Origin of the sequence: Sphingomonas zeicaulis (genome assembly GCF_050433225.1) — a bacterium.
GTDB classification, from domain to species: domain Bacteria; phylum Pseudomonadota; class Alphaproteobacteria; order Sphingomonadales; family Sphingomonadaceae; genus Sphingomonas_D; species Sphingomonas_D zeicaulis.
The window spans coordinates 128257-153383 of sequence record NZ_JBNPXQ010000002.1; the positions used below are offsets into that span (position 1 = coordinate 128257).

The 25127-nt window shown below is 65.3% G+C and carries 27 protein-coding genes; 15 read left to right on the top strand and 12 right to left on the bottom strand.

Features of this window, described 5'->3' with window-relative positions; all coding sequences use genetic code 11:
• Positions 1-36: 36 nt before the first annotated feature.
• From dnaQ to FHS96_RS09770, 5 genes are read right to left on the bottom strand one after another with little or no spacing between them, the layout of a single operon-like run.
• Positions 37-741 carry a DNA polymerase III subunit epsilon gene (dnaQ, locus tag FHS96_RS09750; protein WP_429590092.1) on the bottom strand — a complete coding sequence of 235 codons (705 nt, stop codon included), beginning with the start codon at positions 739-741 and terminating at the stop codon, positions 37-39.
• Between the two features lie 8 nt (positions 742-749).
• Positions 750-1343: a dephospho-CoA kinase gene (coaE, locus tag FHS96_RS09755; protein WP_429590095.1), complete on the bottom strand. Its 594-nt coding sequence runs from the start codon at positions 1341-1343 to the stop codon at positions 750-752.
• Positions 1344-1364: 21 nt separating this feature from the next.
• Positions 1365-2201 (bottom strand): shikimate dehydrogenase family protein, encoded by an 837-nt coding sequence (locus FHS96_RS09760; RefSeq protein ID WP_429590098.1) that lies wholly within the window; start codon positions 2199-2201, stop codon positions 1365-1367.
• Positions 2198-2794, bottom strand: coding sequence for a Maf family protein (locus FHS96_RS09765; protein ID WP_429590101.1), 597 nt, complete (start codon positions 2792-2794; stop codon positions 2198-2200). The genes FHS96_RS09760 and FHS96_RS09765 overlap by 4 nt, the downstream gene beginning before the upstream one ends.
• Positions 2791-3624, bottom strand: coding sequence for a pyruvate, water dikinase regulatory protein (locus FHS96_RS09770; RefSeq protein ID WP_429590104.1), 834 nt, complete (start codon positions 3622-3624; stop codon positions 2791-2793). Before FHS96_RS09770 ends, FHS96_RS09765 begins: the two co-directional genes overlap by 4 nt.
• A 289-nt stretch (positions 3625-3913) precedes the next feature.
• On the opposite strand from FHS96_RS09770, the gene hemE reads away from it, so the two are divergent.
• The 3 genes from hemE (at position 3914) to rho (ending at position 6822) form a co-directional block, all read left to right on the top strand.
• Positions 3914-4966: a uroporphyrinogen decarboxylase gene (hemE, locus tag FHS96_RS09775; RefSeq protein ID WP_429590107.1), complete on the top strand. Its 1053-nt coding sequence runs from the start codon at positions 3914-3916 to the stop codon at positions 4964-4966.
• Positions 4966-5421 (top strand): CopD family protein, encoded by a 456-nt coding sequence (locus FHS96_RS09780; RefSeq protein WP_429590110.1) that lies wholly within the window; start codon positions 4966-4968, stop codon positions 5419-5421. The genes hemE and FHS96_RS09780 overlap by 1 nt, the downstream gene beginning before the upstream one ends.
• A 144-nt stretch (positions 5422-5565) precedes the next feature.
• Entirely contained in the window at positions 5566-6822 is a 1257-nt protein-coding gene (gene rho / locus FHS96_RS09785) for a transcription termination factor Rho (protein WP_025294790.1), read from the top strand.
• Between the two features lie 71 nt (positions 6823-6893).
• Here the strand turns inward: rho and FHS96_RS09790 are convergent, their stop codons facing one another.
• Together FHS96_RS09790 and FHS96_RS09795 are read right to left on the bottom strand one after the other, a co-directional pair.
• Entirely contained in the window at positions 6894-7592 is a 699-nt protein-coding gene (locus FHS96_RS09790) for a dienelactone hydrolase family protein (protein ID WP_429590113.1), read from the bottom strand.
• A complete protein-coding gene (locus tag FHS96_RS09795; RefSeq protein ID WP_429590116.1) occupies positions 7589-8083 on the bottom strand; it encodes a methylated-DNA--[protein]-cysteine S-methyltransferase in 495 nt (164 codons plus the stop codon). Before FHS96_RS09795 ends, FHS96_RS09790 begins: the two co-directional genes overlap by 4 nt.
• Before the next feature lie 51 nt (positions 8084-8134).
• On the opposite strand from FHS96_RS09795, the gene FHS96_RS09800 reads away from it, so the two are divergent.
• The 6 genes from FHS96_RS09800 to FHS96_RS09825 are packed head-to-tail and all read left to right on the top strand — an operon-like array spanning position 8135 to position 13910.
• A complete protein-coding gene (locus FHS96_RS09800) occupies positions 8135-8368 on the top strand; it encodes a DUF6489 family protein (RefSeq protein ID WP_429590119.1) in 234 nt (77 codons plus the stop codon).
• 19 nt (positions 8369-8387) lie between these two features.
• Positions 8388-9701 carry a tRNA uridine-5-carboxymethylaminomethyl(34) synthesis GTPase MnmE gene (gene mnmE, locus FHS96_RS09805; RefSeq protein WP_429590122.1) on the top strand — a complete coding sequence of 438 codons (1314 nt, stop codon included), beginning with the start codon at positions 8388-8390 and terminating at the stop codon, positions 9699-9701.
• 57 nt (positions 9702-9758) lie between these two features.
• On the top strand, positions 9759-11591 hold the full coding sequence (gene mnmG / locus FHS96_RS09810; protein ID WP_429591737.1) for a tRNA uridine-5-carboxymethylaminomethyl(34) synthesis enzyme MnmG: 1833 nt from the start codon (positions 9759-9761) through the stop codon (positions 11589-11591).
• Complete coding sequence (gene rsmG / locus FHS96_RS09815; RefSeq protein ID WP_429590125.1) at positions 11588-12214, top strand: 16S rRNA (guanine(527)-N(7))-methyltransferase RsmG; 627 nt, start codon at positions 11588-11590, stop codon at positions 12212-12214. Before mnmG ends, rsmG begins: the two co-directional genes overlap by 4 nt.
• Complete coding sequence (locus FHS96_RS09820; protein ID WP_429590128.1) at positions 12211-12993, top strand: ParA family protein; 783 nt, start codon at positions 12211-12213, stop codon at positions 12991-12993. The genes rsmG and FHS96_RS09820 overlap by 4 nt, the downstream gene beginning before the upstream one ends.
• Positions 12990-13910, top strand: coding sequence for a ParB/RepB/Spo0J family partition protein (locus FHS96_RS09825; RefSeq protein WP_429590131.1), 921 nt, complete (start codon positions 12990-12992; stop codon positions 13908-13910). The genes FHS96_RS09820 and FHS96_RS09825 overlap by 4 nt, the downstream gene beginning before the upstream one ends.
• 34 nt (positions 13911-13944) lie before the next feature.
• On the opposite strand, the gene holA is transcribed toward FHS96_RS09825, so the two are convergent.
• The 4 genes from holA to FHS96_RS09845 are packed head-to-tail and all read right to left on the bottom strand — an operon-like array spanning position 13945 to position 18445.
• Positions 13945-14970, bottom strand: coding sequence for a DNA polymerase III subunit delta (holA, locus tag FHS96_RS09830; RefSeq protein ID WP_429590134.1), 1026 nt, complete (start codon positions 14968-14970; stop codon positions 13945-13947).
• Positions 14967-15476 carry an LPS assembly lipoprotein LptE gene (gene lptE, locus FHS96_RS09835; protein ID WP_429591741.1) on the bottom strand — a complete coding sequence of 170 codons (510 nt, stop codon included), beginning with the start codon at positions 15474-15476 and terminating at the stop codon, positions 14967-14969. Before lptE ends, holA begins: the two co-directional genes overlap by 4 nt.
• On the bottom strand, positions 15476-17995 hold the full coding sequence (gene leuS / locus FHS96_RS09840; RefSeq protein ID WP_429590137.1) for a leucine--tRNA ligase: 2520 nt from the start codon (positions 17993-17995) through the stop codon (positions 15476-15478). The genes lptE and leuS overlap by 1 nt, the downstream gene beginning before the upstream one ends.
• 18 nt (positions 17996-18013) lie before the next feature.
• Positions 18014-18445: a DUF3576 domain-containing protein gene (locus tag FHS96_RS09845; protein ID WP_429590140.1), complete on the bottom strand. Its 432-nt coding sequence runs from the start codon at positions 18443-18445 to the stop codon at positions 18014-18016.
• A gap of 235 nt (positions 18446-18680) precedes the next feature.
• On the opposite strand from FHS96_RS09845, the gene FHS96_RS09850 reads away from it, so the two are divergent.
• Positions 18681-19364: a porin gene (locus tag FHS96_RS09850; RefSeq protein ID WP_429590143.1), complete on the top strand. Its 684-nt coding sequence runs from the start codon at positions 18681-18683 to the stop codon at positions 19362-19364.
• Here FHS96_RS09850 and FHS96_RS09855 read toward each other — a convergent pair.
• A complete protein-coding gene (locus FHS96_RS09855; RefSeq protein WP_429590146.1) occupies positions 19354-19878 on the bottom strand; it encodes a thiamine phosphate synthase in 525 nt (174 codons plus the stop codon). The genes FHS96_RS09850 and FHS96_RS09855 overlap by 11 nt on opposite strands.
• A 73-nt stretch (positions 19879-19951) precedes the next feature.
• On the opposite strand from FHS96_RS09855, the gene FHS96_RS09860 reads away from it, so the two are divergent.
• The 5 genes from FHS96_RS09860 to FHS96_RS09880 all read left to right on the top strand — a co-directional run bounded on the left by FHS96_RS09860 (position 19952) and on the right by FHS96_RS09880 (position 25109).
• Positions 19952-20617 (top strand): YggS family pyridoxal phosphate-dependent enzyme, encoded by a 666-nt coding sequence (locus tag FHS96_RS09860; RefSeq protein WP_429590149.1) that lies wholly within the window; start codon positions 19952-19954, stop codon positions 20615-20617.
• A gap of 13 nt (positions 20618-20630) precedes the next feature.
• Positions 20631-21320, top strand: coding sequence for an HAD family hydrolase (locus FHS96_RS09865; protein WP_429590152.1), 690 nt, complete (start codon positions 20631-20633; stop codon positions 21318-21320).
• Positions 21321-21388: 68 nt separating this feature from the next.
• On the top strand, positions 21389-22051 hold the full coding sequence (pdeM, locus tag FHS96_RS09870) for a ligase-associated DNA damage response endonuclease PdeM (RefSeq protein WP_429590155.1): 663 nt from the start codon (positions 21389-21391) through the stop codon (positions 22049-22051).
• 77 nt (positions 22052-22128) lie between these two features.
• On the top strand, positions 22129-22350 hold the full coding sequence (locus tag FHS96_RS09875) for a hypothetical protein (RefSeq protein ID WP_429590158.1): 222 nt from the start codon (positions 22129-22131) through the stop codon (positions 22348-22350).
• A gap of 227 nt (positions 22351-22577) precedes the next feature.
• Complete coding sequence (locus FHS96_RS09880) at positions 22578-25109, top strand: TonB-dependent receptor (RefSeq protein WP_429590161.1); 2532 nt, start codon at positions 22578-22580, stop codon at positions 25107-25109.
• Positions 25110-25127 lie beyond the last annotated feature (18 nt).

Here is a 25127-nt window from a genome sequence, read left to right on the forward strand (position 1 = left end):
ACTAACGGCATACACATGGGTATGCCGGGGGGAGCGTCAACCGGACGCCCCGGTGACCGTCCAGAGCGGATCGGTCAGTTTCGCGATGAAGGCGCGATGACGCTCCAGTTCCGCTTCGGACGCAGCATGCGGGCGCGGTGCGCGCTGCCGCCGTCCTCCGACGGGTTCGTGGAGCATCACCGGCTCCGCCACGAGCGGGCTCTCGTCGCTGGCCAGCATGAGGCCGATCTGGCGGCCCCCGGTCAATTCGACGTAGATCTGGGCAAGAAGCTGGGCGTCGAGCAGCGCGCCATGCTTGATGCGATGGCTGCGGTCGATCCCGAAACGGACGCACAGCGCATCCAGGCTGTGCTTGGCGCCGGGATGGCGCGTGCGCGCCATCGTCAGCGTATCGATCATGCGCGAGCTGCCGATGTGCAGCCGGCCACAATTGCCAAGCTCATTGTTGAGGAAGGCGAAGTCGAAGACGGCATTGTGCGCCACCAGCGGACTGTCCTCGATGAAGTCGAGCAGATCCTCGCAGATATCCTCGAACAGCGGCTTGTCCGCCAGAAAGGCCTCTGAAAGGCCGTGGACCGCCTGTGCCTCGGGCGGCATCGAGCGTTCGGGGTTGCAGTAGGTGTGGTAGACCCGGCCGGTCTCGACCCGGTTGATCAGTTCCACGCAGCCGATCTCGACGAGACGGTCGCCATTCTGGGGATTGAGACCCGTGGTTTCGGTGTCGAAGACAATTTCACGCATTGGTCACATTATCGTCGCTGCCGTGCCTTGAGGCAAGCGATGACACGGCGGACCGCCCCCCGGGTAGCATCCAAAGTACCGCCGGTCGGGACCACGAAATCGGCGCGCCGCCGCTTTTGCGCGTCGGGCAGTTGCAGCGTGAGGATGCGCCTGAACTTCTCCGTCGTCATGCCGCGCCGCGCGAGCACGCGGCGGCGCTGTTTCCACGCCGGCGCGGAGGCGACGACAATTGCATCCACCCGCGCCGCGCCGCGCTTTTCGAACAGCAGCGGAATATCGAGCAATACCATCGGCCGGGCGCGGTGGCGGCGCAGAAAGCGGTGCCGGGCGGCGGCAACGGCGGGCAGCACGATCCGCTCCAGCTCCGCCAGCGCCGCCGGATCGCCGAACACGGCTTTGCCGATCGCCTGCCTATCGAGCCCGCCCGGGCCCGTTGTACCCGGAAAACGCGACTCGATGGCGGCCAGCAGCAGCCCGCCCGGGCCCTGCAGCCGGTGCACTTCGGCGTCGGCATCGAACACCGGCACGCCGGCCCCGGCGAAGATCGCCGCGACCGCCGATTTGCCCATGCCGATCGACCCTGTCAGCCCGATCACGATCATGGACCGGCGCCTAGCCGAAGATCAGCGCTCCGTCAGCAACGCGCGCAGCGTGCGGTTCGATTCGTCATTGTTCGGCGGTTCGGACCCGTAAAACTGGCGGAACGCCTGCCGCGCCTGCCCGATCAGCATCTCCAGCCCGTCGACCGCGCGGCGCTTGTGCCGACGCGCATTGGCGAGGAGCGCGGTATCGAGCGGATCATAGACCATGTCGAACACGGTCGCCTCGGGCGATGTCGCCTCCAGCCCCTGGAGGATCGGCTGCGGCATCGCCGGCTGACCCGCCATCCCCAGCGGGCTGGCGTTGATCACCAGCGCGACATCCTCCAGCGCGGCATGGGCGCCGGCAAAATCATGGATCGTCGCGGGCAGTGCGCAATCCGCCAGCAGTTCGGAGGCCTTGGCGCGATCGCGGGCGATCACGCGCAGGCCGGCAACCTCCTGGTTGCGCAGCACCGCGACCGCGGCGCGTGCGGCACCGCCAGCGCCGATCAGGCATACGCTCTTCTCCCGCGCAGTGCGGCCAATCGCCGCCTGCACGCCGGCGACGTCGCTGTTCATGCCGATCAGCGCGCCATCCTCGCGATAGACGATGTTGACCGCGCCCACCGCCTCCGCCGATGGCGCGACGCGATCGACGAGGCGCAGCATATCCTGCTTGTGCGGGATGGTGACGTTGCAGCCGAGCCACGCATGATCCCGGAAAACCAGGCGCAGATAAGAGGATAGTCCACCGCGCGCGACCCGGCGCCGGCGATAATCGCCTTCCATGCCGAGCTGCTTCAACCAGTAACGATGGATGACCGGTGATTTCGACTGGGCGATCGGGTCCCCGATCACTTCAGCGTAGTGCACGGTCATGTCGCGATGATCCCCCTTGTTCTCAGATAATCCAGCAATGGCAACAGCGGCATTCCGATGATCGTGAACTGGCTGCCCTCGATCCGCGAGAAGAGCTGAACGCCGCGGCCTTCGATACGGTAACAACCGACACACCCGGCTGCATGTGCATATTCCGCATCCAGATAGGCCTCGATGGACATCGGGCCGAGCGGACGCATGGTGAGCTTCGCGCGATCGACGAACCGCCACACCGCGCGGCCATTCTCCGCGATCACCGCCGCGCTGAACAGGCTGTGGGTGCGGCCCGAAAGAAGGGCGAGCTGCGCCGCCGCCGCATCCCGATCCGTCGGCTTGTCGAGCATCCTACCGTCGTCGAGCGCCAGCACCTGATCGCAACCGAGCACCAGCGCGCCGGGAATCCGCTGCGACAGCCGGAGCGCCTTCAGCTCGGCCAGCGCATCGGCGAGGTCGCGCGGGGCGATGCCCCCGGCGCGCAGCGAATCCTTCGCCGTTTCCTCGTCGACGCCCGCCGCCATCGCCTCGTGCGGCACGCCCGCCGCCTCCAGCATCGCGCGCCGTCCGGCGCTTTGCGATGCGAGCACCAGAGTCAAGTCCGTCCTCCTTCGCGCATCGAACTGGTGCGCTCATTGTAGAGATTGATGATCGCCGCCGCGGTCTCCTCGATCGAACGTCGGGTCACGTCGATCACCGGCCAGCCATTATCGGCATAGATGCGCCGCGCGAAGGCCACTTCGCGCTGCACCGCCTCATGATCGACATAATCTGTCTCGGGCGCCTGGTTGAGCGAGAGCAGCCGGTTGCGCCGCACCTGCACCAGCCGGTCAGCGCTGGTGGTGAGCCCGACAACCAGCGGGTTCTTGAGCACATAGAGCAGGTTCGGCGGCGGAGAGGCGGGGACGATCGGGATATTGGCGGTCTTGTAGCCACGATTGGCGAGGTAGATCGAGGTCGGGGTCTTCGAGCAGCGCGAGACCCCCGCGAGCACGATATCGGCCTCCTCCCAATTCTCCCAGCCGACGCCGTCATCGTGCGCGATGGTGAACTGGATCGCGTCGACACGCGCGAAATAGGCGGCATCGAGCGTGTGCTGGCGGCCCGGCCGCGCCTTCGCCTCCTGCCCCAGCAGGCTCGACAGCGCATCGATCACCGGATCGAGCGCGGGCACCGCCGGCAGCCCCATCGCGCGGCAGCGCGTCTCCAGCTTGCGGCGCGTGTCGCTGTTGACCAGCGTGTAGAGCACCAGTCCGGGGTTCTGCGCGACCTCGACGAGGATGCGCTCGAGATGCCCTTCGGAGCGCACCATCGGCCAGAAATGGCGGATCGTCTCGACGCCGTCGAATTGGGCGAGCGCCGCCTTGGCGATGTTTTCCAGTGTCTCGCCGGTCGAATCCGACAGCAGATGGAGGTGAAGCCGCGTCATGTGCGCAAGGCTGTGGGTAAGTGCTGGAGATTGGCAAGGACAAATGCTGTGCGCCGCCGACCGACCGATTCCATCCCCGTGTTTGTCGATTCCATCCACAGCTTGCCAACAGCGCGCCGGATTCATCCACAGCCTGTGGGTTGCGGGGATTGCGATCGCGACTCTGAGCGAGTCAGCGTGACCGCCAGAGTCAATCTGTTGGCAATATCGCGGATCGCGCATAAACCCCGCGAACCCCACGCCAACTACCCCTTCAATTTCTCTCTCAAAGAGACTCTTAGGAAGAAGGATGGAGCCGATCATCGCGCTCGACGAGTCCACAGACCGCCCCCTGCTCGCCGTCCTCCGGGGCGAACGACGCACGCCGCCCCCCCTCTGGCTCATGCGCCAGGCCGGGCGTTACCTGCCCGAATATCGCGCTCTGAGGGCCGAGAAGGGCGGGTTCCTCGAACTGATGAGCGACAGCGACGCCGCGGCGGAAATCACGCTGCAGCCGTTGCGCCGCTTCGGATTCGACGGCGCTATCCTGTTCTCCGACATCCTCGTGATTCCGCACGCGCTTGGGCAGGACCTGTGGTTCGAGGCCGGCGAGGGGCCCCGTCTGGCACCGCCGCTGGTCGATAGCCGGCTGGAGGCGCTCTCGGCCGTCCCTGAGCGCCTGGCACCCGTCTACGGCACGGTGAGGCGCGTCCGCGCCGCATTGCCCGCCGGAGTCACCTTCTTGGGCTTTGCCGGCAGCCCCTGGACGGTCTCAACCTATATGGTGGCTGGGCGGGGGAGCCGCGACCAGGGCGAGGCGAGGCGTCTGGCTTATGGTGACCCGTTGGCCTTCCAGGCGATCATCGACGCCATCGTCGAGGCGACTCTCGACTATCTCAGCGGGCAGATCGATGCGGGCGTCGATGCGGTGCAGCTGTTCGACAGTTGGGCGGGGAGCCTCTCCCCCGCGCAGTTTGAGCGCTGGGTGATCGCGCCGACCGCGACGCTGGTTTCCCGGCTGCGGGCGCGTCACCCCCGGGTTCCGATCATCGGCTTTCCGAAGGGCGCAGGTGGCAAGCTTGCCGCCTATGCCCGCGAGACCGGCGTCGATGCGATCGGGCTCGACGAGACGGTCGATCCCGAATGGGCGGATGCGGTGCTTCCGGAAGGGTTGCCGGTGCAGGGCAATCTCGATCCGCTAGCACTGATCACGGGCGGCGAGGTGCTGGAACGGGCGACGCACCGCATCCTTGACGCCTTCGCCAGCCGCCCCCACATCTTCAATCTCGGCCACGGCATCCTGCCCGACGCGCCGATCGCGCATGTCGAGCAATTGCTGACGATCGTTCGGGGGCAGCGTTGATGACCGGCTTTCTTGGGCTCGCTTATCCCTGGGTGAAGGCCGCCCATATCATCTTCGTGATCTTCTGGATGGCGGGCATGTTCATACTGCCGCGCTATCTGGTCCATCATCAGGAAGCGCTGGGCGAGCCGGCCGAGGCGGGCAAGTGGGTGGAGCGCGAGGCGCGGTTGCGCCGGGTGATCCTGACGCCCTCGATGATCATCGTCTGGCTGCTCGGGATCGCGCTGGCGCTCAATGTCGGCCTCACTGACGGCACGCCGGGGTTGGGCTGGCTGCATGCCAAGCTGCTGCTCGTCTTCCTGCTCTCAGGCTATCATGGCTGGGCGGTGGGCTATTCGAAGAAGCTGGCAGCAGGAAAGCCGACTCTGGCCGGGCGGACCCTGCGCATGCTCAACGAGGTGCCGGCACTGGCGGTGACGCTCATCGTCATTCTGGCGGTGGTTCGTCCCTTCTGAACCCGGGTCGGCTTGACTTGAGACGACGGCGGGCCTAACGGCGCGAGACAGCCTTTGCCGTCCGCGCAAAAGACGCTTTTCCTCAATATTCGCGCTCGCGGCTCCCTGGATCGACAGACCGCCTTCCGACGGACAGATTTTCCGATGCACCTCAAAGACCTCAAGAAGAAAACCCCGGCCGAGCTGGTCGAGATGGCCGAAGACCTCGGTGTCGAAAGCGCATCGACCCTGCGCAAGCAGGATCTGATGTTCGCGATCCTGAAGGTGCAGGCCGAGAATGGCGAGCAGATCATGGGCCTTGGCACCATCGAGGTGCTGCCCGATGGCTTCGGCTTCCTGCGCAGCCCCGAGGCGAACTATCTCGCCGGCCCCGACGACATCTATGTCTCGCCCAACCAGGTCCGCAAGTTCGGCCTGCGCACTGGCGATACGGTGGAAGGCGAGATCCGCGGGCCCAAGGATGGCGAGCGCTATTTCTCGCTGGTGCGCCTCGTCTCGGTCAATTTCGACGATCCCGACGCTGTCCGCCACCGCGTCAATTTCGACAATCTCACGCCGCTCTATCCGGAAGAGAAGCTCCGGCTTGATACGCTGGACCCGACCGTCAAGGACAAGTCGGCACGCGTCATCGACATCGTCAGCCCGCAGGGCAAGGGCCAGCGCGCGCTGATCGTCGCACCGCCCCGCGTCGGCAAGACCGTGCTGCTCCAGAACATCGCCAAGGCGATCACGGACAATCACCCCGAGGTCTTCCTGATCGTGCTGCTCATCGACGAGCGCCCGGAAGAAGTCACGGACATGCAGCGTTCGGTGAAGGGTGAGGTGATCAGCTCGACCTTCGACGAGCCGGCGCAGCGCCACGTGCAGGTCGCCGAGATGGTCATCGAGAAGGCCAAGCGCCTCGTCGAGCACAAGAAGGATGTCGTCATCCTGCTCGACTCGATCACCCGCCTCGGCCGCGCCTACAACACCGTCGTCCCCTCGTCGGGCAAGGTGCTGACCGGCGGTGTCGACGCCAACGCGCTGCAGCGCCCCAAGCGCTTCTTCGGCGCCGCGCGCAACATCGAGGAGGGCGGCTCGCTCTCGATCATCGCCACCGCGCTGATCGACACCGGCAGCCGCATGGACGAGGTGATCTTCGAAGAGTTCAAGGGCACCGGCAACTCGGAAATCGTGCTCGACCGCAAGGTCGCGGATAAGCGCATCTTCCCGGCGCTGGACGTCGGCAAGTCCGGCACGCGCAAGGAAGAGCTGCTCGTCGACAAGGGCAAGCTTTCCAAGATGTGGGTGCTGCGCCGCATCCTGATGCAGATGGGCACCATCGATGCGATGGAGTTCCTGCTCGACAAGATGAAGGATTCGAAGACCAACGAAGACTTCTTCGACTCGATGAATCAGTAAATCGACCGAATAGACAGAGAAAAAGGCCCGGTGCTTGCAATGAGCACCGGGCCTTTTTCTTATTGGACCGTTCAGCCGAGGTTAGCGGCGAAAAAAGCGGCCGAGCGGCTGTCCGCCAGTTCCGCTGCCGCCTCGTCGCGGCGATCGCCCATCTCGGTTGCGAAGCCATGATCGAGGCCGTCATAGGTAAGGATCTCGACCTTGGGCTGGTCCGCGAGGCCGTCACGCATCGCCGTCTGCGCCTCCGCGTTGACGAAGCGATCGGCGCCGGCAACGTGGAGCAGGAGCGGATGCGCGATCGCGTGGCGCTCGCCGAGCAGGCCATCGATGCCGACGCCATAATAGCCGACCGACGCCTCGATATCGGTGCGCGCCGCGGTCATATAGGCGAGGCGACCGCCGAGGCAGTAGCCGACACAGCCGACCTTCTTGCCGCCGCTCGCGCTGCGCGCGAAACGGATCGTGGCCTCGATGTCCGAGACGCCCTTGGTCTGGTCGAACAGGCCGAACAATTCGAAACCGCGCTGCATCTGTTCGGGCACGTCGGGATCGAGTTCGATGCCCGGCTCGATCCGCCAGAACAGGTCGGGCGCGACCGCAAGATAGCCTTCGGCGGCAAGCTTGTCGCATTTCTGGCGGATGCCAGGGTTCACGCCGAAGATCTCCTGGATCACGATGATCGCCGCGCGCGGCGTGCCCTCGGGTTCGGCGACATAAGCGTTGAAGCTACCTTCACCATCGAGCGGCGTGATCGTTGCAGTCTGGCTCATTGGAACATCCTCGTTTGTGGGTCTGGCGATTCATGGTCGAGCAGCCAGCGCTTGGTGATGGGTCCGTCACCGGCGGAATAGGTGCCGAGCTGGCCACCGCTGCCGAGGACGCGGTGGCAGGGGACGATGATGGGGAAGGGGTTGCGTGCGCAGGCCTGGCCGATCGCGCGTGGCGCTGATCCCGCGCTGCGTGCGAGCGCACCATAGCTCAGCGTCTCGCCATAGGGGATGGCGATGATCGCGTCGCGCAATGCGAGGCCGCGTAGCGTGGAGGCGGGGGCGAGCGGCAGATCGAAGTCGGTCAGTCTGTTCGCGAAATAGGCGGCAAGCTGGGCCGCGGCCTCGGCAACCGCCTTGGGCATCGACGCGGCGGATAGCGATACGTGCCGCAAGGGCAGGATGCGGATGCCGCTCAGTCGATCATCATCGCCTTCGATCAGGATCGCACCGATCGACGTTGCGATACGGACGGGTTCAAGGGCATAGACCATCAAGGTGCAGAGTAGCAGCGCTGCGTGCCGGCTTGAAGCGGGAGTAGAGTGATGAAGATGAATGTCGAAGTCGACTGCACTCCCGAAGAGGCGCGTCGTTTTCTGGGCTTGCCTGATCTCGCGCCGATCCATGAGAAATATATCGCCAACCTCACGCAGACGATGGAGAAGGGGCTGACCCCCGAGGCGATGGAAACGCTGATGAAGGCTTGGACGCCGATGGGTGAATCGGGCCTGCGCCTGTGGCAGCAGTTGTTCGACACGATGAGCGGCGCGAAGCGCTGAGACGCTGCAGGCTGGTGCGATGACGGATGAATCGCGCATTGGCGCCGCCCAGACAATTTACGCGCTGTCGAGCGGGACGCCGCCGGCGGGGATCGGCGTGGTGCGGATCAGCGGGCCGGCGGCCGGCCTCGCACTGACGACATTGGCGGTCGGTGACTTGCCGACGCCCCGGCGTGCCAGCCTGCGCCGGTTGCGCGATGCTGCCGGTGCGCCGCTCGACGATGCATTGGTGCTGTGGTTCCCGGGGTCGAACAGCGTGACCGGTGAGGATCTGGCAGAGCTTCATCTTCATGGCGGTCGCGCGGTGATCGCCGGCGTCCTCGGCGCGCTCGGGAGTATCGATGGCTTGCGGCCGGCGGAGCCCGGCGAGTTCACGCGACGCGCGTTCGAGAATGGGCGGATCGACCTGGCGGAAGCCGAAGGGCTTGCTGACCTGCTGGCCGCGGAAACAGAGGCAGCGCGGATTGCGGCGCTGCGCATCGCCGAGGGCGGGCTCTCGCGTGTTGTGCTCGACTGGCAGCAAAGGCTTCTGATGCTGGCGGCTCACGTCGAGGCGCTGATCGATTTCTCCGACGAAGATGATGTTCGCGAGGAGGATGAGGGGAGGGGCATTCGTCAGGAATTGGCGGATGTCGCGACGGCAATCGACGCGCTCGAAGCGACCCCGCCGGCGGAACGGCTGCGCGATGGCGTGCGGGTGGTGTTCGGCGGCCCGGTCAATGCCGGCAAGTCGACCTTGTTCAACCGCCTCGCCGGGCGCGATGCTGCGTTGGTTTCTCCCGTTGCGGGTACGACGCGCGATGTGATCGAGGCGCCGGTGCAAATTGGCGGCGTGCCCCTGCTGCTGATCGATACAGCCGGGCTGCGATCGGATGCGGGCGAGATCGTCGAGGTGATGGGCATCGATCGTGCGGCGCAGACGATTGCCGGTGCGGATATCATCCTTTGGTTCGGCGACGCTGCGGACGTGCCCGATCGCGATCGCACGATCCTTGTCCATGCCCGCGCAGATGTTCGCGGCGATGCGCCTGTACAGGGTGCGCTGGTCGTCTCGGCGCATGAGGGGTCAGGGATTGAAGCGTTGCGCGATGCGGTGTTGCAGCGAGCGCGATCGCTGCTGCCGCCGCCTGACGGATTGTCGCTGAACCAGCGGCAGCGCAAGGTCGTGGCCGAGGCGGCACAGGCCGTGCGTCATGCCGGGGCGGAAGCAGACTGGCTTCTCGTTGCGGAGCACCTGCGTTTCGCGCTCACGGCATTCGATCGACTGACCGGAAGGGCGGGGACCGAGGATATGCTCGATGCGCTGTTCGGGCGGTTCTGCATCGGCAAGTGAATCTGTTCCACGTGGAACAATTTTGACTTGGTCGCGTGCAGGGCTTAGCGCGCGATGATGGATGCGCGTTTCGATATTCTGGTCGTCGGGGGCGGACATGCTGGTTGCGAGGCCGCGGCTGCGGCTGCGCGCATGGGCGCGTCGGCTGCCCTGATCAGCTTTCAGCAGGCGACCATCGGCGCGATGTCGTGCAATCCGGCGATTGGCGGATTGGGCAAAGGTCATCTCGTGCGCGAGGTCGATGCGTTCGATGGCCTCATCGGCCGCGCCGCTGACCATGCCGCGATTCACTATCGCATGCTCAACGCGAGCAAGGGCAGTGCGGTGCAGGGGCCGCGTGTCCAGGCTGATCGCAAGCGCTACCGGGAGGCCATCCATGCGCTGCTCGCGGCGTACCCGACGCTGACGATCGTTGAAGGCGAGGCGCAAGCGCTTCGGCTCGACGGGGGGCGGGTGAGCGGACTCGAGCTTGCCGATGGCCGCATCCTCGGCGCCGGCGCGGTCGTGCTGTGCACGGGGACATTCCTCAACGGCCGGCTGTTCCGCGGAGCGGAGCGTATGGTGGGTGGACGTACTGGCGAGTCCGCTTCCGAGCGGCTGGGCGATCAGTTGCGTGCGCTCGATTTGCCGATGGCCCGGCTGAAGACCGGAACGCCGCCGCGGCTCGATGGCCGCACGATCGATTGGTCGCGGCTGGAAGAGCAGCCGTCCGACGATGGCGACTGGACGATGTCGGCGCTCGGGCCGGGTCGTGTGGCGCCGCAACTGCATTGCGCGATCACGCGGACGAACGAGGCAACGCATGCGGTCATTCGCGATGCATTGCCGCAATCGCCTTTGTTCAGCGGCGCGATCGCGGCGCGCGGCCCGCGCTATTGCCCGTCGATCGAAGACAAGATCACGCGCTTCGGCGATCGCGATGGTCATCAGATCTTCCTCGAACCCGAAGGGCTCGACGATCCTTTGATCTACCCGAACGGCATCTCAACGTCGTTGCCGGTGGATGCGCAGCGCGCGATGGTGCGGACGATGGAAGGGCTTGAACGCGCCGAAATCGTCCAGCCGGGCTATGCGGTCGAATATGATCATATCGATCCGCGCGCGCTCGATCATCGGCTCGAACTGCGTGCGATGCCCGGTCTGTTCTGTGCGGGCCAGATCAATGGCACGACCGGCTATGAAGAAGCTGCGGCGCAGGGCCTGATCGCCGGCATCAACGCGGCGCTGTCGGTTGCCGGCAAGGCGGCGCTGATCCTCGACCGCGCGTCGAGCTATATCGGCGTGATGATCGACGATCTCGTGCTGCAGGGCGTCACTGAACCCTATCGGATGCTGACCGCTCGTGCCGAGTATCGGCTGCGGCTCCGTGCCAACAATGCCGACTCCCGGCTGTCGCCGCATGCGATCGCTGTCGGCTGCCTCGGTGCCGAGCGCGCCGATTGGGTGGCACGGCGCGAGCATGATCGTGCGACGGCGATGGGGCGGCTGCAGGGACCGACCTATGCCGGGGTCGTCGCGACGGGGGAGGGCGGTCGTCGATCCTTGTGGGATTGGCTGCGCTTCACGGGGGTCGATCGCGCGCGTGTCATCGAGATCGATCCGCATCTTGCTGCAGTGCAGCATGATCTCCTCGACGAGTTGATCGAGGATGCGCGCTATGCGCCTTATGTGGCGCGACAGGATTCGGAGATCCGCGAGCGCCGGCACAATGATCATGTCGGCATCCCCGCAGGTTTCGATTATCGCGGCATCGGTGGTCTTTCCACAGAGATGGTCGAGCGTCTCGAAGCAGCGGCGCCGGCAACGCTGGGCGAGGCTGGCCGCATTCGTGGCGTCACACCATCCGCGCTGGCGGCGATCCTCGTTGCGGTGCGGCGTCAGGCGGCATGACCGAAGACGAGGCGCGGGGCTGGCTGGAAGCGACGCTCGATGTTCCACGTGGAACAATGGATCGCATCGGCCGCTATCTCGATCTGCTTCGGGACGAGGCGACGCAGCAGAATCTGATCGCCGAGTCGACCTTTCCGACAATCTGGGCGCGGCATGTCGTCGACTCCGCGCAGCTCATTCCGCTGGCCGATGGACCCGATGGAACATGGCTCGACCTTGGATCGGGTGCCGGTCTGCCGGGCATTATTATAGCGCTCATTACCGGAGCGCCGGTGGTCATGGTCGAATCGCGCAGGCGTCGAGTGGAGTTTCTTCAGGCGGTCGCGGACGATCTCGGGCTCGCCAATGTCGATCTCCGTCTGTCTCCGGTTGAGCGCGTCGAGAGCTTCCCGGCGGCAACGATTACGGCCCGGGCGTTCGCACCGCTGCCCAAGCTGCTCGAACTTGCCCACAGGTTTTCCACAGAAAAGACGCAGTGGGTGCTTCCAAAGGGGCGGAATGCAAAAGCCGAACTGGAAGCCGTGACGCCGACGTGGCACATGATGTTTCACGTGGAACCGAGCATCACCGACGATGCGGCGGGCATCATCGTCGCGCGGGGCGTCAAGCGGAGACGGCAATGATCAGGATCGCGATCGCGAATCAAAAAGGCGGCGTTGGCAAGACGACGACGGCGATCAACCTCGCCACCGCGCTTGCCGCAACGGGGTGGCGGGTGCTGCTGATCGATTCGGATCCGCAGGGCAACGCGTCGACCGGGCTCGGCATTGGCAATGCCCAGCGCAAGCGCACCACCTATCATGTGCTGATGGGCGATTGCGGGATCGACGATGCCGCGGTGCCGAGCGTGGTGCCCAAGCTGGATGTCGTGCCCGCGACGGTCGATCTTTCAGGTGCCGAGGTCGAACTGGTCGACCAGGAAGACCGGGTTCATCGCCTCAACCAGGCGCTCGATGAAGCGACGCCGGGACGGTGGGACATCTGCCTGATCGATTGCCCGCCCTCGCTTGGGATGCTGACGGTCAACGCGATGGTCGCGGCACGGCAGGTGCTGGTGCCGTTGCAGTGCGAGTTTTTCGCGCTGGAAGGGCTCAGCCAGCTCCTCAACACGGTCGAGCGCATCCGTGGTCGGTTCAACCCGTCGCTGTCGATCATCGGTGTCGCGCTGACGATGTATGATCGACGCAACCGCCTGACCGAGCAGGTCGCGCAGGATGTGCATGCGGTGCTCGGCAAGATCGTGTTCGAGACGGTGATTCCGCGTAATGTGCGCCTCTCCGAAGCGCCGAGCCATGGTGTGCCGGCGTTGATCTACGACATCCGCTGCTCCGGGTCAGAGGCCTATGTGCGCCTTGCCAGCGAGTTGATCGGGCGTCTTCCCAAGGGTCTGAAAGCAGCATGAGCAATGAGCCGGTGACTCCCGCGGCGGCCCCGCGCCGTCGGTCTTCCGGGTTGGGGAAGGGGCTTTCCGCCCTGCTCGGAGAGGTGCAGCGTGAGGAACCGGTGGCGCCGGGTGCAACGCGCGCGGCGGGCGTGCAGACGCTCTCGGTGACCGAGATGCGGCCGCATCCGGGGCAGCCGCGGCGGCATTTCGATGAGGATGCGCTGGAGGAGCTGGCGCAATCAATCCGGGACCGCGGTGTGCTGCAGCCGATCGTCGTGCGGCCGTTCGATGGCGCCTATCAGATCGTCGCCGGCGAGCGCCGCTGGCGCGCGGCGCAGCGGGCGCAGCTCCATCAGGTGCCCGTCATCGTCAAGCCATTCGACGATGCCGAGACGCTCGAAGTCGCGCTGATTGAGAATATCCAGCGGCAGGATCTCAACGCGATCGAAGAGGCGCAGGCCTACAAGCGACTCATCGCGGATTACGGCCACAGCCAGGAAGCGCTTGGCCGCCTCGTCCATAAATCGCGCAGCCATGTCGCCAATCTGATGCGGCTGCTCGATCTGCCCGATCCGGTGCAGGGTGCCGTCGCCGATGGCCGGCTGTCGATGGGCCATGCCCGCGCGCTGATCGGCGCGCCGGAGGTCGAGCGGCTGGCCGAGCAGGTCATCGATCGCGGACTTTCGGTGCGCGACACCGAGAAGCTGGCACGCGGTGCCAAGCCGGCGAAGGCACGCGAGTCAGGGGCGTCGCGCGGCGGCGGTGGGGCAGGGGATGCCGATATCCTCGCGCTCGAACGCCAGCTTGGCGACCTGCTTGGGCTGAAGGTGAAGATCGCGCATGAAGGCGATGGCAGCGGCGCGGTGACGCTGGCCTATTCCTCGCTCGATCAGCTCGACATGATCTGCCAGCGGCTGAGCGGCGAGCGGATCTGACATCGCTGCTTCCGAGGGGCTGAGCCTCGGGGACTCAGCGCAGACGTGCCGCGACTCTTGCGACTGCGATCAGTTCGGCATCGACCAGCATCGAGCCCGCCGAGCCGGATGACTTCACCTGTCGTTCCGCATCCAGCACGCGCCCCAGCGCGGTAGCGAGGCGGGGGGAGGGCCACATCCGGAGCTGTCGTGCGACGCCGTCCTTTTCCTTCCAGAACAAGGCCTTGCCGGCGGACGCCATGACCGCGTCGATGCTGCTGCCGGAATCGACTTCTGCGCGCAGTTGAATCAGCAATTGCAGGCGGCGCAGCAGTGCGCGCAACAGGACGATGCCCTCGACGCCTTCCTGCGCGAGCCGGCCGAGTTCGGTGCCGGCGGAATCAGGGCGGCCGGACAGGATCGCTTCGACCAGCCGCGAGAGGTCGCTCTCGCCGGCATCGGCGCCGATCGCGTCGAGCGCATCCTCATCCGCGGTGGCGGGGCGCTCGGGGGCGGCGTCGAGGTAGAGCGCGAGCTTCTCGATCTCCCGGGTCAGGACGGCGCGATCATTGCCCGCGGCTTGCGCCAGCCGCGTCGCGACGCCCGATTCCAGCCGGATACCGGCCTCCCGCGCGATCGCCATCGCCAACCGGTCCGCTTCCTGGCCTTCGGGCAAATAGCTCGCAAAGGCCATCGCTGCGGGCGATTTGAGCCCTAGCTGCAGCAGCTTCGACGTGCCCTTGAGCGCGCCGGCAACGAGAACCACCGGGTTGCCCGCCTGTTCGGCGGAGAGCAGCGCATCCACCGCGGCGAGGCATTCATCACCCGCGGGCATCACCCGGATATGACGCGCGCCGCCGAACAGCGAGATCGCTGCGGCCTCGTCGGCGAGGCGGGCGGGATCGCTCTTGAGCTCGCTGCCCTCCAGATCGATGCGTTCGGCGCCGGGGCCCATCGCGCCATCCAGCCGCTGCGCGAGCGCGCGAGACCCTGATTCATCCGGCCCATAGAGGATGAAGAGGCGGATATCCGCGGGCGGCGTGGTCAGCGCGCGCTCGATCTGACCGCGATTGGCCTTCACGGCTCCCCGGAGGGGGATTGCGCGCTGCGCCGGCTGTAGATCGCGACACGAGCGACGATCTGGTCCGCCACCGTCTGCGACAGCCGCTCCAACGCGCTGTTTTCCGCCGCGATCGTGGCATATTCGGAGCTGACCACATCTATGCCGGCATCCGATCCCGCGGTGGCGTCGAGCACCACCGTGTTGGGGCCGACCTCGACGAGGCGATAGCGCGCACGCAAGGTCCGTCGCTCGCGGGTGATTGCATCGTCCGAACGCACGCCGAATCCGGTGATCTGGTCGTCGAGTTCGACTTCCAGTCGGTAGGTGGGGCTGCCTTCGTGCGGCCCCAGCCGGTCGTTGAGCGCGTTGCGCACCAGCCAGCCGGCGCGGCCCTGAATCGGCGCCACCTCGACCGCACCCAGCGCGGTCGCAACGCTCCCCTTGCTGCCGCCACTGTAAAGCGGCTGCAGTCCGCAGGCGGACAGCAGCAGGGGCAGGACGACGAGGGGGAGCGCGCGGAGCATCATGCGACGATGTTTACCAGACGATCGGGCACAACGATCACCTTTTTCGGTGTCGCGCCGTCAAGCGTGCGAACCACACCGCCTGCAGCCAGCGCCAGTCTCTCCAGCACCTCACGACTCTCGCCCTTCGGCACGGTCAGCGTGTCGCGCAGCTTGCCATTGACCTGAACGGCCACCGTCACCTGATCGTCGACCAAGAGCGCCGGGTCGACCGTGGGCCAAGCGGCTTCCGCGACCAACCCAGGCTCGCCCAGCACCTCCCACGCCTCTTCGGCAAGGTGCGGCACCATCGGTGAGACCAGGACCACAAGCGTGCGGATCGCTGCGGTGCGCGACGCGCTGGGCTTGGCCTTCTCGATCGCGCCAGTCAGCTCATAGAGCTTGGCGACGGCCTTGTTGAATCCGAGCGATTCGATGTCGGCGGCGACGCCGGCGATCGTGCGGTGCAGCTTGCGGTCGAGATCGAGGTCGTCGCCGTTGGCCGCAGCATCGATGCCGTCCACCAGGCGCCACAGCCGGTTGACGAAGCGCCACGCGCCTTCGATTCCGGCCTCGCTCCATGGCAGGTCGCGCTCGGGCGGGCTGTCCGAGAGCATGAACCAGCGCACCGCGTCCGCGCCATATTGATCGACGATGCCGGTCGGGTCGACGGTGTTCTTCTTCGACTTCGACATCTTCTCGATGCGGCCGCGCGTCACCGGATCTCCGGAGGCGATAATCGTCAGGCCATTCTCGCCCGGCTGGACCTCCTCGGGGGAGAGCCAGCGGCCCTGCGGATCCTGATACGTCTCATGCGTCACCATGCCCTGCGTGAACAGGCCGGTGAACGGCTCCGCCACGTCAAGCTTGCCGATATGCTTGAGCGCGCGCGTCCAGAAGCGCGCATAGAGCAGGTGGAGGATCGCATGCTCGACACCGCCGATATACTGCCCCACGGGCAGCCAGCGCTCGGCCACGGCCTTGTCGAACGGCTTGTCATCGGGCTGGCTGGCGAAGCGGATGAAATACCAGCTGCTGTCGACGAAGGTGTCGAGCGTATCGGTCTCGCGCCGTGCGGCCGAACCGCACTTTGGGCAATCGACATGCTTCCAGGTCGGATGACGGTCGAGCGGATTGCCCGGCACGTCGAAACTGACATCCTCGGGCAGCTTTACCGGCAGCGCCGAACGCGGCACCGGCACCACGCCGCACGCGTCACAATGGATGATCGGGATCGGTGTGCCCCAATAACGCTGGCGCGAGACGCCCCAGTCGCGCAGGCGCCACACCGTCGTGCCCTTGCCCCAGCCTTCATGCTCGGCGCGGGCGATTACCATCGCCTTGGCCTCTTCGACCTCGGCACCGTCGAGGAAGCGCGAGTTCACGAGACGGCCGGGGCCGGTGTAGGCCTCGTCGCCGATCTCCTCATCCTCAGCGCCCTCGGGAGCGACGACGCGCTGGACGGGCAGATTATATTTTCGTGCGAAGTCGAGGTCGCGCTGGTCGTGCGCCGGGCAGCCGAAGATCGCGCCGGTGCCATAATCCATCAGCACGAAGTTCGCGACATGGACGGGCAAGTGCCAGCTCGCGTCCAGCGGATGCTGCACGCTGAGGCCGGTATCGAAGCCCTTTTTCTCGGCGGTCTCGATATCGGCGGCGGCGGTGCCGCTTTGTTGGCATTCAGCGATGAACGCGGCCAGTTCAGGGCTGTGCTTTGCCAGTTCCTGCGCCACCGGGTGATCGGCGGCGATCGCGATGAAGCTCGCGCCGAACAAGGTGTCAGGCCGGGTGGTGAACACCTCGATCCCCCGATGCGCCGAGCCGGTGCCGACGAAGTCGAAATGCAGGCGCGCGCCGCGGCTCTTGCCGATCCAATTTTCCTGCATCAGCCGCACCTTGTCCGGCCAATGCTCCAGCGTGCCGAGACCGGCGAGCAGATCGTCGGCGAAGTCGGTGATCTTGAGGAACCACTGGCTCAGCTTGCGCTTCTCGACCGTTGCGCCCGAGCGCCAACCCTTGCCGTCGATCACCTGCTCGTTGGCGAGCACGGTCATGTCGACCGGATCCCAGTTGACCGCCGATTCCTTGCGATAGACGAGGCCACCCGCATAAAGATCGAGGAACAATGCCTGTTCCTGGCCATAATATTCGGGCTCGCAGGTCGCGAGTTCGCGGCCCCAGTCCAGCGCGAAGCCCAGCCGCTTGAGCTGCGCCTTCATCGCTGCGATGTTGGAACGGGTCCAGTCGCCGGGATGGACCTTCTTTTCCATCGCCGCATTTTCGGCGGGCATGCCGAACGCGTCCCAGCCCATCGGATGCAGCACTTCGTGGCCGGTCATCCGCTTGAAGCGCGCCAGCACGTCGCCCATCGTATAGTTGCGGACGTGGCCCATGTGGATGCGCCCCGACGGATAGGGGAACATCTCAAGAACATAAGCGCGCGGTTTGGCGCTGGAATCATCCGCGGCGAAGACCTTGCGGTCCTCCCACACGGTCTGCCAGCGCGCGTCAGCCGTCAGCGGGTTGAAGCGCGAAGTCACTATATTGGAACCCTTTTGTTAGCCGGAATAGGCGCTGCGCCGCAGGTCGCGCGCCTTGGTGAGGATGATCTCCTCAAGCTTCTGAACGGTTGCGGCCTGCACCGGCGCATCCACCCAGGCACCGTTCTGGTTGAGCTGTCGCGAAGCCGCCACGCGCACCGCATCCGCCCGCAGATCCTGGTCGAGAATCGACACGGTCAGCTTCATCCGCTCGGTGGGGGTGTTGGGATTCACATACCAGTCGGTCACCACCACGCCACCGTTCGAATCCGCATTGACCAGCGGCATGAACGACAGTGTGTCGAGCGTCGCGCGCCAAAGATAGGAATTTACGCCGATCGTCGTCACCTTGGACGCGGCGAGATCCGCCGTCGGCCGCTCCTTGCCGCCGCACGCGGCAAGCGTCGAGATCAGGGCGATCGCGATCGCGAAGCGGGCAGGTCGGTTCATGCGGATGGTCCTTGGAATAACGGTTACGCGCGCCATCTATAGATTGTCCCGCGCCGCCCGCAAGCGATGCGGGCATTTTGGGACTGGCGCGAATGTGGATATCATGTCACAGGCTTCCGCGAAACGTCGGGGGACGATGGCATCTAGCGGATAAACCGTGCTAATCCCTCGTTCGAAGGGGATGAACAACGTGGTTGGCGCGAGTCGCAAGAGGGCGGGATGGATCGGAGCGGCGATGGCCGTAGCCGTCATTGCCCTGTATCCGGCGCTCGCGGCCCAGGAAGCTCCCGCGAAATATGCGTCGAAGAAACCGGTGTCTTTGAACGCGCGCGGTGGAATCGGCTCCTTCACGCCCGCATCTGCCGATCCGCGTCTCGCCGCCAGCTTCGCTCGTGCGGGCATGACGAGCAACGGCTTCCGCTTCACCCCGGCGTCCGCTGCGGACGGCCGCAGCCGCCCGGTGACGGTGGCGGTGCGTGCGCGCTCCAGCGTCAGCCGTGCCGATGCGGAGAAGATCGCGATCGCCGCGCCGACCGCGGTTAGCATCACCCCGATCGCCTATAATCTGGGCGTTGCGGTGGGCTGGAAGCGTTTTGCTCTGTCGGGCGATGTGTCGCGCGTCGATACTGGCCTAATGCCCGGCGGGCGTGAGTCGGTGGATGTCGGCGTCAGCTACACCGGCAAGAAATTCTCGGCACGCGTCCAGGCGGGCGCGGATCGCCCGACTGCGGGTCAGCCCGCACTTGTCGCTGCGCCCGAATCCTATTCGGTCGATCTCGGCACCAGCTACTCGCTGACCAAGAATCTCGATGTGACCGCCGGCCTGCGCTATCGCAGCGACCGGGATCGCCTGCTGCCGACGGCTGATGACCGTCGCGACAGCCAGGCCGTCTATATCGGTACCGCCTTCAAGTTCTGATCCGGCCCGGCGCCGTAAAGGCGTCGATCGCGGCCCATCCATACGCACCGAGCGCCGCCATCCGGCGTGCGCGTTGGCCATCCATACCCCCCAGCGCGACCACCGGGATGCGGGTGCGCCTTGCCAGTGCGGCGAATCGCCAGCGTCCCAGCGGCCGTGCGCCGATGTGCGAGCGGGTGGCGAAGACGGGGGACAGCAGCAGCAGATCGGCGTGGAGTCGTGTTGCGCGCGCGATCTCGCGCGCATTGTGCACGGGGGCGGTGCGGATCAGGCAAGGGCCTGCAGAATTGCGCGTGCGGCCATGAACGCCATCGGCCCGCCACCCCGCGGCCTGTTCTGCACGTCCGGCCAGAATCAGCATCAATCCGCGACGGCGCGCGATGGCGCGAACGCGCTCGAACAGCCGCCGCCGCTCCGCGGAGGGCGTCGCATGGTGACGGAAGATCACGCCGGCCCCGCACGGCAGCCGCTGGAGCGCGATCCACAACGACTCGCCGGCACGCTCGTCGGTCATCAGCCAGAGGCGGGGCAGGGGAGGCGCCGATCGGCGGTGGCGGTGCGGCATCGGCCTGCCTATAGCAGCGCGCATGACCGAAACCGAAGCCGCATCGCGGTTGTCCGAGGTGACGACCGCCATTGCCCGTTCCGCGCGTTTGGCGAAGCGCGATCCCGCCGACGTGGCGCTGATCGCCATATCGAAGACGCATGACGCCGCGGCCATCCAGCCGCTGATCGATGCCGGCCATCGCCGGTTTGGCGAGAATCGCGTGCAGGAGGCGCAGGGCAAATGGCCGGCGCTCAAGGCCGCGACGCCGGATATCGAACTGCATCTCGTGGGCCAGCTCCAATCCAACAAGGCGGCGGATGCGGTTACGTTGTTCGATGTGATCCATTCGGTCGACCGGCCTTCGCTCGTCGATGCGCTGGGCAAGCTGGTAGCGGCCGGCGCGGCGATGCCGCGCCTGTTCGTGCAGGTGAATATCGGCGGAGAGGAGCAGAAGGGCGGCTGCGCCATCGCGGACCTGCCAGGGCTGCTCGCGCACGCCGCCGAACAGCGGTTGGCGATCGAAGGGCTGATGGCGGTGCCGCCGGCGGATACCGAGGCGGCGCCCTATTTCGCGCTGCTCGCCAAGCTTGCCCGCGCGCACGGGCTTGCCGGGCTCAGCATGGGCATGTCGGGCGATTATGAGACGGCGGTGATGATCGGCGCGACGCATGTCCGCGTCGGCACCGCCTTGTTCGGTGCGCGCTGAGGAAAGGATCGTCATGCGCTTCGAAGGTATCATCTTCGATTTCGACGGCGTGCTCGTCGACAGCGAATTTGTCGGCACCGCGCATCTTGCGGACGTGCTGACCCAGCTTGGCCACCCCATCACGCCGGACGAGGCTGCCGCGCGATTCATGGGGCTGGCGGGCGAGGATTTCCTAGATGCCATCGCCGACTGGCGCGGCGCGCCGGTGCCGGAAGAATTCCACGCGCTGCGCGCCGAAGAGGATGCGCGTGTCCTGGCGGAAGGAATCGCTGCGGTGGCGGGTGCGGTGAGCTTCGTCGGATCGCTGCCTGCCGATCTGCCCAAGGCGATCGCCTCGTCCAGCAGCACCCGCTGGATCAACACGCATCTCGACCATCTTGGGCTGCGATCGGCGTTCGCCCCGCATATCTATAGCGGGCGCGAACATGTGACGCGCGGCAAGCCCGCGCCGGACGTCTATCTTCATGCCGCCGCAGCGATTGGCGTCGATATCCGGCGCACCGTCATCGTCGAGGATTCGCCGGTGGGCGTCACCGGCGCGGTCGCCTCGGGCGCCGAGGTGGTGGGGCTGTGCGCGGGCACGCATTGCGGCGTCGGCCACCGTGATCGCCTTGCCGCGCTTGGCGCGCACCATATTGTCGGCAGCTTCGAGGAGCTTGCGGACTGGCTGGGTATGGACGCCGCGCTGGTGAAGAGCCGCTGATATCACGCGCGACGAGCGGTGTTCGCAACCCCTCGACGAGCGAGTCCGCATCCGGTTATAGAAATGTCATGGTTCCCTTTTCGTTCGCTGGACACGCCTTCGCCGCTCTTCGTCAGGGCGCCTTGTGGTGGCCGGCGCGAGAGGCGCTGCTCGTGGCGGACCTGCACCTCGAAAAGGCAAGCTGGTTTGCCCGCTTCGGCCAGATGCTGCCGCCTTATGACAGCGTGGCGACACTCACCGAGTTGCGGGCGCTGGTAGACCTGACCAGCGCGCGCGAGATTTGGTGTCTGGGCGACAGCTTTCACGATTCGGCCGGCTGCACGCGGCTGGATGCCGCCGCGCGGGAGCATCTCCGCGTTCTCACGACTGCGACGCGCTGGACGTGGATCACCGGCAACCATGATCCAGGGATCGACGCGACGCTCGGCGGTGCGATCCTGGCGGAAGCCGAGGTCGATGGCCTGCTTCTGCGCCATGAAGCAGTGCCAGGCGAAGTGCGGCCGGAGCTTTCGGGCCATTTCCATCCCAAGTTCCGCATCAGCCTGCGCGGTCGCCAGGTTTCGCGACGCTGCTTCGTCGCCACATCCCACAAACTGATCCTGCCTGCCTTCGGTGCGCTGACCGGCGGGCTTGATGCCGGCCATCCAGAGATCTTCCGGGCGGTCGGCCCCGCCGCCGAGGCGCTGGTTCCACTTTCGGACCGGCTGCTGCGGTTCCGGATCGCCGCCTGAATCGGAACCGTGCGCTCGATCAGGCATTGGAAGCGTAACGATCCGCACTACATCATCGTCATTGGAGTGTTTTGACCGTGACCGACAGCAAGACCGATCTTCCCTTGAACCCCGCGACCACTGATGAAGGCGTGCCGCCGCTTGCGGCTGAGGCGGTCGAGGAAGCGCGGGCGGCCAAGGCGGCGGAAACGCGTCGTTTGGCGGGAATCAGCAATACTCAGATCGGGATCGGTATAGGGGTCGGTTCGGCCGCGCTGCTTGCGGCCCTGCTTTATGCTCGGCGTGGTCGCCACAAATAAGCAACTCCGACGCCGCGTTTACCAAGCCGGACTATAATGCTGCGGGAATAGGTTTCATTCCGCATATGCGTTGCCTTTTTGCAACGCACTATAAATCACTTCCCCTTGCCGCCGCGTGGGCACTTCCGTGTCACGCAACCGCAATATAATGCGATCACAGGTCCACCGGACGGCGCGCGTCGCCGCAAGAGCGAACCTGTGTTGGGGGTTCGGCAAGGGGAACACACATGAAAAATCAGTATCTGTTCAGCGTGGCTTTTGCCGCGCTCATGATTCCGGGCGCGGCATTTGCCCAGTCGACCGGCTCGATCGATTTCGAAGGCGAAGACATCGTCGTCACCGCCGGCCGTTCTGACAATGGGGTGGGCGGCGTTATTCTGCCGGAAACATCGAAGGCGAAAGCCGTCCTAGACCAGGAATTCATCGGTCGCCAAGCCCCCGGCCAGACGATCAACGACATCATCAACCAACTCCCCGGCGTGTCGTTCCAGAACAACGACCCGTTCGGTTCGGGTGGTGGTACCCTCACCATCCGCGGTTTCGACGATACGCGCATCAGCCAGACTTTTGACGGCGTTCCGCTGAACGACTCGGGTGGCTATGCGCTTTATTCGAACCAGCAACTCGATCCCGAGCTGATCTCGCAGGTCAACGTCAACCTCGGCACCACCGATGTCGACAGTCCGACCGCGGCAGCTTCCGGTTCGACTGTGAATTATCGTACCCGTCTGCCGAACGAGGATTTCGGTGCGATGTTCTCCGGTGCGGCCGGCGAATATGGCTTCTTCCGCATCTTTGGTGCGGTTGACACCGGCGAAGTTGGTCCTTGGGGTACCCGTGCGTTCTTCGCGGCAAGCCACGCCGAGAATGACAACGTCTACAACAACCGCGGCCGCATCGATAAGCAGCAGTACAATGCGCGCGTTTATCAGCCGCTGGGTTCGAATGGCGATTTTATCTCGCTTGCTGGTCACTACAACCAGAACCGCAACAACTTCTTCGGGTCGATTCCGCTGCGGACGGATACGGCCGGTAATCGCGTAGTCCCGAACCGCTTCCCATTGACCAAGGATGAGCGGTTTTACACTATCGCGCGCTGTCTGACCGACGATCCTCAGGCGGGTGTTGCCGACTCCCCCAACAGCTGTGGTTCGAGCTTCGACGAGCGCTACAACCCGTCAAACACCGGCAATATCCGCGGCGCTTCGCGCTTCACGCTGAGCGACGGCCTCGTCCTCACGGTCGATCCCAGCTATCAGTACGTGAAGGCCAATGGCGGCGGCACGCTGATCGCTTCGGAAGGTCGGACCACCATCGGCGGCGTTCCCACGACCGGCTATGTAGGTGCCAGCTCGTCGTCGGCGACCCAGTTCTTCGCTGGCGTCGACCTGAACGGTGACGGCGACACGCTCGACACCGTGCGCGTTCTCTCGCCGAGTCAGACCCAAACACACCGTTATGGTCTGATCTCGTCGCTGCGCTACGACATCAACGAACATCATACGGTGCGTCTCGCTTACTCCTATGATCGTGCCCGCCATCGCCAGACCGGCCAAGCAGGTTTCCTCGACATCAACGGTGAGCCGTTCGATGTTTTTGCGGTCAACAACCCGATTGTCGATGGCAATGGGAACGTGCTGCAGAAGCGTGATCGGCTATCCTACGCAATCCTGCATCAGATTGCTGGCGAATATCGCGGTGAGTTCCTTGATGAAGCGCTGGTCGTGAACGCCGGTTTGCGCGCGCCGTTCTTCAAGCGTGAGCTGAACAACTACTGCTTCACCAAGGATGCGACCGGCCTGCTGAACTGCTTCGGCACGAACGCCGCCGGCCAAGCGGCTTACGCCGCCGCGAACCCGACGGTCCAGGGACCGCAGCGCCGTACGTTCAAGTATGACAGGCTGCTCCCTAACGTCGGCCTCACCTACAACTTCACCCCGGCGTTCAGCACTTTCGCGAACTACTCGAAGGGAATCCAGGTTCCGGGCACGGACAACCTATACAACTCCTTCTTCTTCGCGCCGGGCACTGACGCTGCGGATCCGTCGCCGGAAACCACCGACAACTTCGATCTCGGTGCGCGTTATCGCACGGGCGGCCTGCAGGCGCAGGTGTCTCTGTGGTATACCAAGTACAGCAACCGTCTGGCTTCGGCCTACGATCCCGACATCGACCGGACCGTTTACCGGAACCTGGGCAAGGTCGATAAGTATGGCATCGATGGCAGCATCTCGTACCGCATCATTCCCGAATTCCAAGTCTATGCCTTCGGTTCGTACCTGAAGTCGGAGATTCAGGATAACGTCCAACTCTCGGGCGGCGGCGCAGTGGATTGCGGTAGCACCGAGGGCAGCGCGCCGGCTGGCTGCGCGCTGACTGCTGGTAAGCGTGAATCGGGCGCTCCGGTCTACACCTTCGGTGGCCGTGCCCAAGCGACGCTTGGCCCGGTTGAGATTGGCGTTCAGGCGAAGCGCACCGGTCCGCGCTACGTCAACGACCAGAACTTGCCGCTTACGGTTGGTGGCAATCGTGTGTTCGGTGCCAAGGCGCCGGCCTATACGCTGGTCGATCTCGATGCCCGTCTGAACCTTGCCTTCGCTGGGCTCAACGACAAGACCTACCTGCAGCTCAATGTCTCGAACGTGTTCGACGAGTTGTATGTTGGCGGCTTCGATGGTGGCCTGCTCGCGACCTCGGCGCCGTTCGTCCAGATCGGCGCGCCGCGCACTTTCATGGGTTCGCTGGTCGTCGCTTACTGATCGACCTGACCTCGATCT